We start from the raw sequence: 6,631 nt of genomic DNA, 5'->3' as shown, positions 1-6,631 counted from the left end.
AGGCAAGCCGAAACACAAGCGCATGAATCCACGCCGACAATGGCGCAAGCTACTGACCGCGCTCGCGGTCGCCATATCCATGGCGGTCGCCCCGGCGGCGATGGCCGACACCGGCATCGACACGGCCAGCTATCAAGGTTGCTGGGACGGCGCGCAGGCCAAGTCGTCCGGCGTCAACTTCGCATTCATCAAGCTCAATCAGGGCACGGGGTACGTCAACCCATACGCCACATGCCAGGTCAACGCCGCACGAGCCAACGGCATCCGCGAGGGCGCCTACGACTTCGCCAGTCCACAGACCAGCAGTCCGGAAGCCGAGGCCGACAAATTCGTGGCCGAGGCGCGGGCACGCGGCATGGTCGGCCGCGCCATCCCAGTGCTCGACTGGGAGCCTTCCGCTCCCGGCGGATATTGGGGCAAGCAGACATGGTGGGCTTTACGCTGGGTCAACCGCGTCAAGGCCACATGGGGCGTCAACCCGATGATTTACATGAGCGCGGCCATGATTCCGACCGGCGACTGGTCGGCCGTAGTGGCCACGAACGCCGGACTGTGGGTCGCGGGCTATCCGCGAGGCTATGCCGGTGACAGGCTCCGGAATCCTGGAGCCGTCCCGTACTCCGTCAGCCCGTGGCCGTTCGCGGCCGCGTGGCAGTACTCCAGTTCCGGCGCGGTCGGAGGCATCGGCGGCGCGGTGGACGTCAACTGGTTCTACGGCGACGCCGTGACCTGGGCGAAGTACGCGGGCGCTCCGGCATCCTCCGTCACGTCCAACGCGACCACGCCGCCGGAGAACAACAAGACCAACGGAGCCCCGGTCGCCGACGCGAACACACTCGCCTCGGCCGTGATCCGAGGCGAGTACGGCAACGACCCGCAACGCCGCCAGCTGCTCGGCAGCCGCTACACGGAGGTCATGGCCATCGTCAACCGTCGTCTAGCCGGATCCTCGGGCAGCGTGTCCGGAAACAACGGCGGAGCCTACTGCGTCGTGGTCAGCTCCGGCGACACCATGAGCGCGATCGCCAGCCGTACCGGCCGCACGCCGGCCAGCGCATGGAGCGTGCCAAGCGGCAACATCAACCGCATCTGGCCTGGGCAGCAAGTCTGCTACGGAGGCTCCACGGCCTCCAGCGTCGGCGCGCACGTCGTCGGCACGTCCCACGTGGTCACAGCAGGCGAGAGCCTGTGGGCCATCTACGGCCCGTCGGGATGGCAGGCGGCCGCGCAACGCAACGGCCTCAGCTACCCCTACGTCATTCACCCCGGCCAAGTGCTCCGCTGATAAAACGCTTCCGCAACACAAACGTTGCGGAAGCCATATCTACAATAGATAGGATCAAGATGGACATCTCCAACGCAACGGCGCTCGCATCCGCGATCGTCGCACTCGTCTGCCCTGCCATCGTGCAGGCAGTAAAGAAATACATCCCAGCCGATTACGTCGGCCTGGTAAGCCTCGGAACCTCTATTGTCCTCGGCGTCATCGCCGTCGGCGCTACCGGAGGCTTCACCCACGCGACATGGGGAGTGGCGCTCGCCGCAGTGGTGGGCGTCTCGCAGGCCGTGTACGTGCTGGTCAATCAGGCATTCGGCGGCAAGCTCAGCAAGGATCGGATCTCTGACTAAGAGTCCAGATATAGCCATATAGCCCCTTCCGTGGTATTCGCTCCATGGAAGGGGCTTTTTCTTCATTCCGCATACAAACCGCATACAAAGACCGTCACGTTGCGTTCCATACAGTCATAACCAGTCACAACTTGCAGGATGGCAAAAGCGTTGAAATACCAACGTTTCCTAATCTCCAAACATTCTGGCAAACCAAACCTAAAAACCACCAGATATAACAGAATGTCGCAGGTTCAAATCCTGTCAGCCCGACCGGAAGCCTTGGAAACATTACGTTTCCAAGGCTTTATTTTTTCTTGGCCGTAGGCTATCGACACGATTCGACACGATGACCGCGCAACCTCCGCGTCTAGACGGTCTTCAACTGTTCAGCGCGCAGCTCGCCAATCGCGTCCGCCACATCGTCCAATCGTTCCGGCCAGAGAGCCGTGTATGTGTTCAGCGTGATGCTGGGTGAGGAGTGGCCGAGCTGCATCTGTAGGGTCTTCACATCCGCGCCTTGAGCAATCGCAAAGCTCGCATAGCTATGCCTCAAACTATGGATGGTCACGCCCTCGTCCTCCATGCCGGCCAGTCGGACGGCCTTTCGCCAGACACGCGTCCGCCACGTGTTCGTCCACAGGTTCCCGCCTCTTGCCGCGCGGAACAGCCAGTCGTCGTCGCCCATGCCCTCCATCTGCCGTTCGATGGACGGTATGAGGAATCTGGGTATGGCGATGCTGCGCGGTTTGCCGTTCTTCGGCGTGCCCAGCACAAGCCTGCCTTTGCCGTCGTCGGTCCAAGTGCGGCGGATGCGCGCCCTGCGTGATTCCACATCCACGTCGCCGCATTTGAGTGCCAGCGTCTCGCCAATGCGGGCACCGGTGTATGCCTGCCAGCGGACGATCAGCCCGTCTACCGGCCGTCCTGCCCGTTCGGCCATGCCGGCCAGCAACTCCACCTCCTCGACGGTAAGGAACACCATGTCGTCATCGGATTGCGTGATGCGCGGCACGGTGACCTTTTCAATGGGGTTCTCTCCGATCCAGCCGTGCTCCAAGGCGAATTCCATGACACCGCCCATGACGACCTTGACGATGTTGCGGATGCTGCGTGGACTCAATGGCTTCGATTCGCGATCGTCCTGCAGTTCGGCGGGATACCCGCCTTCGGTGAGCTGCGTGACCCACTGTTGCAGTTCGTCGCGTTGGATTTCCCTCAGTGTGCGATCGCCCCACTTGGGATTGATGTAAACGCGCAATTCGCGGCGGTATCTGCCCAAAGTGCCCTGTTTGATATCCATCTTGCCGTCCGTCCATTCGGAGGCAACGTCCCGGAAGATGCGTAGTTCCTGCTGCGGGTCGCGGTATTTGCCGCGTCTGATGTCGTCCTCGATGGCCGCTGCGTATTCCTCAGCGTCACGGAGCTTGGCGAAGTTCCGTGATTTCTGGACGCGTTTGCCGTCTCGAAGCGTGTACCAGCGGCATCTCCACCGTGAGCCTTGGCCGTACAGCGCGGACCGCCATTTGCCGGGCACATTGGCTTTCATCGGATCCTTCGCATTGGCCAGCGACTGTTTCGCGGCCCTGCTGGGCGGGTTGCCGTCCTCGTCGTTTTTGAGCCATCTGTCGTCTACGAACGCTCTGGCCATGGTTGTCTCTTTCCGAGGATCCGCGCTACACTGTGCGTGGAACCTCATTTTGGTGAAAACGGAAATGCTGATTGTTGGTTCCTTGGGTTCCGTCCGACTGTGTTCGGGCGGGACCCTTTTTTGTTTCCCGTCGCGGTATGTGGACGCTGAGCTTCTTTTATTGCACGCACACGCCGGAATCGTACAACAGCTGCCGATAGTCCGACAGTACTTGGATGGTGACGCCCAATTCCACGGCCATCATCCACGTATTGCCTTCGTATATCTGCTCCACCATGCCATAGTCCACGGGACTGATCAACGCCAGCGCGGTCTCCCTGCGACACCGGCGCTCGCACTTCAACCCGTATTGGCTACCACAGCCTGGATCGTGGTGTTTCGCGTGGATGAGCTCATGGCACAGCGTGCAACGGCGCTGGCGCTGGTTGAGCCAGTCGGCCAGCAGAATGAGTTTGTGTCGATCGTCGTATAGGCCGCATATGTCACGGGGAAGGTCGCGTGACATGACTGACAGACCCATGGATTCCGCGTTCCGGTGAAGCTCCGCGATGGTCTTGTTATCCACATTCCTCTCTTCCGGAAGTATTGTTTTTCGAGAAGTACTTTTTTGCTGTTTGTCAAGTTCTGCTTGACAGTTGGAGTGTCGTATGTGATGCTTGAATCAGCTCATCTACCGAGTTGTAGAAGGAGTCTCCAGGGTCGCTGCGGCGGCCCTTGCTTTTTATTGAACGCAATTCCCGTTCAAACTTGACTGATCATATTCTTTCAGAAGTTTGTTGAAGCTATGATCATGGTCGACGTAGTAGGCGGTGACCAACATGCAGTAGCCTCTGTCCTTATGTGGTTCCAGCACGACTAGATACCGTTCTGATTCAATGAGGATATATAACCTATCGCGGCCATGCTTATGCTTCCTCCAGATTAATGGCGCATCACATACCTCATAATGGCATTGCGGACAATCCTTTGCGTTGTCAATCGTCTTCCGTGGAAACCTGATCCGCTCACATCTACGCAGATCGACATTCCTCTCGCCGGTTGTGTAGTCTTCGACGCTGGTGATGTGGAAAAACCCAGCCCATTTTCCGTCGGTCTCCTCTTTCTGGCGGCGTACGGAAACTCTGAGGCCGTCGAATGATGGATGTGAATCTATGAAGTCATGTCTGAAGATTGCATAAATCCTATCCTCATATACGGCAAAGTCTTCTATCGGGGATTTGGTTACGAGCTCCGGTGTCCAATGCGGTGTCATGCGTTCCGTCCTTCCCAGACGAAGATGTTGAACTTGCGCGTGCCCAGGGTTGTTGACTGGGTGAGTCGGAGCTTTGATTTCATGCGTATGTAGTCGATGATTTCGGCTTTCGCGCCTGATGGTTGGGGGATGGTCGTCCGGTTCGCCCTGCATACGGCTCCGTTGATCACGTCGGTGATTTGCATCATTTGCACTTCGTCTGAACGGATTGGTTGCACTTTCTTGATGCATTCGTGGTTGAAGTCGTAGTGGCTGTTTGCTAGCACTTCCTCCAGTTTCTCGGTACGTTGCGCGGAGTGCGTGTCCTTGATGTCCACGTACACGTTGTAGGTGTTCGTGGAATCGAACAGCCTGTTCAGCATGGTGAAATACATCTTGTAGTACCAATCGTTGTGTGACTGGGACCATGCCTCATGATTCAGATGTGTCTTCTTGGCCACCAGAACACGGAACCTCATGTCGTCATCCAGGAAGAAGCAGTTCAGCAAATCCTTGTACAGGTCGATTTTCGGCATGCTGGCCTTCGTCCACTTCACTTCCGTGCGTGCCTTGACACCGTAACGTGCCTTGATCTGGAGAATATTCTCTGTGATTTCCTGCCTTTTATCCTTGGGGATAATGAGGGCTCCAAGGACCATCACGTCGCTGTCGTCATGTTCCAGATGACAGCTTTCATCGCAATACAGGTTGTATTCAGTCATTTGCGTTCCTTTCACTCATCCGTGGCTCCATGTCTGTGGCCTTCGGAGACGCGTCGTCGGCTCGTCTCTCTTCTAGCTGTTTCCTGAGCGTCGCCCTGAGCTTGGTGAAGCCTTTTGACATCAGCGTGAACGGGATGGCGAAGACGAGCATGACCGGGCTGAAGAAGCACATGAGAATGGTGAACGCGGTCAGCGCGTACATCACCCAGAGAAGGACGTTATATGCCTTGTACTGGATCTCGAGCTGCTTCAAAGTCTTTGGGCGAGGCTCATGTGGCGTGCTGCCTGCAGATGAGGGAGCATAACTCGCCTGTTGCTTGCTTTCGACAGTTGACCTCCGCTGCGGAGCGGTGTTTCTTTTCGTCTTCGGATTGATGGTATATGAGACGCCCTTTGCCACATGGACGGTCTTACGTCCCCTCGAATTGACTGTGACCGGTCCCATCTTCACGGACGTGCTGATGCCTCTTTTACCGATATTCACCCGGACGTTCTTGCCCAGGCTGATCCTGCGATTGACCCTGAAACCCATTATTCACTCCTCTCACTCGTCGGGCGTCTCGGCTTCGAGGCGTGCGTTCGGATCCCTGTTGGCGGCCACGTCATAGTCTTCGGGGTGCGCGGCGATACGGTCGATGAGATCATCGGTGATTTGGGACTCGCGCTCGCGAGCTTCATTGCGCGCGGCTCTAGCAATGAATTTCTCGGCTTCCTCAATGAGTTCATGTGGATTAATACCGAAAACTTCTGCTAGCTGAGCTATTTGCGTTACTTTGATGTCGCGCTCGTTTTTCAGCATTCTGATTAGCGTTCGCTCTGGTACGCCAGACTTCTCCGAAAGCTCTTTGATGGTTAATCCTGCTGCAGAACGTTCTGCAGCAATTGCTTTAGCTGTTGCTTCATTAATGTCCATATGGACAGTATAACGACTGTAAATTTGCTAACAACTGCCCGTTTGGGCGTGTCGCACTTGCATACTGCCCAAATGGGCATTAGTATGCAAAGCATGGACAGCATGAAGTATTCAGCAACAGTTGCAAAACGAGTTGACAAGGCTCTTTCCAGTGCGAAATTCAGCGTTTCTGAGGCGTCGGAGAAGTCTGGAATCCCTCGAGTCACATTGACAAGGAGGCTTAGATATCCAGCGTCATCGCCATTCACTGTTCGTGAATTGCATCAAATTGCTGAAGCGATTGGGTGTGATGTCAGTGAGTTCTTCGTCAGAGACAAAAAATCATAAGTCGCTGACGCATGAATCGAAAGGAGAATCCGAAATGAGCATCAATATTCCGGCCGAGACACCGGACGAATCCACGAACCCGATCTCCGTTGAGGAGTTCGAACGCCTGCACCCGGCGATGCTGGGCGCGATAAGGAAAGCCGTCCGCGAGGAATTGGAACTCTCTCACGCGGACGGCG

The 6,631-nt window shown here is 56.7% G+C and carries 9 protein-coding genes; 3 read left to right on the top strand and 6 right to left on the bottom strand.

The window, feature by feature from the left end:
- The coding region (locus KSX58_RS10125) for a GH25 family lysozyme (protein ID WP_217752127.1) at positions 1 to 1,285 on the top strand (1,285 nt) is incomplete at its 5' end.
- Positions 1,286 to 1,344: 59 nt separating this feature from the next.
- Positions 1,345 to 1,629 carry a hypothetical protein gene (locus KSX58_RS10120; RefSeq protein WP_055308662.1) on the top strand — a complete coding sequence of 95 codons (285 nt, stop codon included), beginning with the start codon at positions 1,345 to 1,347 and terminating at the stop codon, positions 1,627 to 1,629.
- Between the two features lie 349 nt (positions 1,630 to 1,978).
- Here the strand turns inward: KSX58_RS10120 and KSX58_RS10115 are convergent, their stop codons facing one another.
- From KSX58_RS10115 to KSX58_RS10090, 6 genes are all read right to left on the bottom strand, one after another.
- On the bottom strand, positions 1,979 to 3,259 hold the full coding sequence (locus KSX58_RS10115; protein ID WP_162182096.1) for a tyrosine-type recombinase/integrase: 1,281 nt from the start codon (positions 3,257 to 3,259) through the stop codon (positions 1,979 to 1,981).
- A gap of 157 nt (positions 3,260 to 3,416) precedes the next feature.
- Entirely contained in the window at positions 3,417 to 3,824 is a 408-nt protein-coding gene (locus KSX58_RS10110) for an ImmA/IrrE family metallo-endopeptidase (RefSeq protein WP_055063204.1), read from the bottom strand.
- 156 nt (positions 3,825 to 3,980) lie between these two features.
- Positions 3,981 to 4,511: a hypothetical protein gene (locus KSX58_RS10105; RefSeq protein WP_055063205.1), complete on the bottom strand. Its 531-nt coding sequence runs from the start codon at positions 4,509 to 4,511 to the stop codon at positions 3,981 to 3,983.
- The gene (locus KSX58_RS10100) at positions 4,508 to 5,212 is read right to left on the bottom strand and encodes a DUF3800 domain-containing protein (protein ID WP_217752126.1); all 705 of its coding nucleotides are present in this window, start codon (positions 5,210 to 5,212) and stop codon (positions 4,508 to 4,510) included. Before KSX58_RS10100 ends, KSX58_RS10105 begins: the two co-directional genes overlap by 4 nt.
- Positions 5,205 to 5,744 (bottom strand): DUF4236 domain-containing protein, encoded by a 540-nt coding sequence (locus tag KSX58_RS10095; RefSeq protein WP_217752125.1) that lies wholly within the window; start codon positions 5,742 to 5,744, stop codon positions 5,205 to 5,207. The genes KSX58_RS10100 and KSX58_RS10095 overlap by 8 nt, the downstream gene beginning before the upstream one ends.
- 12 nt (positions 5,745 to 5,756) lie before the next feature.
- Positions 5,757 to 6,125, bottom strand: coding sequence for a helix-turn-helix domain-containing protein (locus tag KSX58_RS10090; RefSeq protein ID WP_217752124.1), 369 nt, complete (start codon positions 6,123 to 6,125; stop codon positions 5,757 to 5,759).
- Between KSX58_RS10090 and KSX58_RS10645 the strand changes: the two genes are divergently transcribed.
- Positions 6,126 to 6,452, top strand: coding sequence for a helix-turn-helix transcriptional regulator (locus KSX58_RS10645; protein WP_081028321.1), 327 nt, complete (start codon positions 6,126 to 6,128; stop codon positions 6,450 to 6,452).
- Positions 6,453 to 6,631: the final 179 nt, after the last annotated feature.

This window comes from Bifidobacterium sp. MSK.17.10, assembly GCF_019129655.1.
Taxonomy (GTDB): Bacteria; Actinomycetota; Actinomycetes; order Actinomycetales; family Bifidobacteriaceae; genus Bifidobacterium; species Bifidobacterium adolescentis.
Note: the sequence above shows the minus strand (reverse complement) of the source record. Positions and strands in the feature narration are given on the sequence as shown.

Excerpts from the sequence above, each read along its gene's own strand:
- KSX58_RS10120 (WP_055308662.1), top strand. The coding sequence starts at position 1,345 with ATGGACATCTCCAACGCAACGGCGCTCGCATCCGCGATCGTCGCACTC.
- KSX58_RS10115 (WP_162182096.1), bottom strand. The coding sequence starts at position 3,259 with ATGGCCAGAGCGTTCGTAGACGACAGATGGCTCAAAAACGACGAGGAC.
- KSX58_RS10105 (WP_055063205.1), bottom strand. The coding sequence starts at position 4,511 with ATGACACCGCATTGGACACCGGAGCTCGTAACCAAATCCCCGATAGAA.
- KSX58_RS10100 (WP_217752126.1), bottom strand. The coding sequence starts at position 5,212 with ATGACTGAATACAACCTGTATTGCGATGAAAGCTGTCATCTGGAACAT.
- KSX58_RS10095 (WP_217752125.1), bottom strand. The coding sequence starts at position 5,744 with ATGGGTTTCAGGGTCAATCGCAGGATCAGCCTGGGCAAGAACGTCCGG.
- KSX58_RS10090 (WP_217752124.1), bottom strand. The coding sequence starts at position 6,125 with ATGGACATTAATGAAGCAACAGCTAAAGCAATTGCTGCAGAACGTTCT.
- KSX58_RS10645 (WP_081028321.1), top strand. The coding sequence starts at position 6,126 with ATGGACAGTATAACGACTGTAAATTTGCTAACAACTGCCCGTTTGGGC.